Source organism: Streptomyces sp. LMG1-1-1.1, from assembly GCF_040815545.1.
Classification (GTDB): domain Bacteria; phylum Actinomycetota; class Actinomycetes; order Streptomycetales; family Streptomycetaceae; genus Streptomyces.
On sequence record NZ_JBFPNH010000010.1, the window covers coordinates 1 to 255 of the forward strand.

At 63.5% G+C, this 255-nt stretch carries 1 protein-coding gene; it reads left to right on the top strand.

Annotation, left to right across the window (positions count from 1 at the left end):
* Positions 1–11: 11 nt before the first annotated feature.
* The coding region (locus MRBLMG1_RS03825) for an AMP-binding protein (protein ID WP_367820707.1) at positions 12–255 on the top strand (244 nt) is incomplete at its 3' end.

The following is a 255-nucleotide window of genomic DNA, read 5'->3' on the forward strand; positions in this document are numbered from 1 at the left end:
GTGGTCTGGAGATATCCCCGGATCGTCCTGCCTTGAAGGTCGGGTCGGATGTGGTGTCGTATCGGGAGGTCCATGAGAGGGCTTTGCTGTGGGCGGGTTCGCTGAGGGCGGCCGGGGGTGGGGTTCCTGGTGCGGTGGGGGTGTTGGCGGGTAAGAGTGTGACGACGTATGTGGGTTTGCTCGCGGTGTTGTATGCGGGTGGCACGGTGGTGCCGTTGCAGCCGAATTTTCCTGCGGAGTTGACGCGGCGGATGA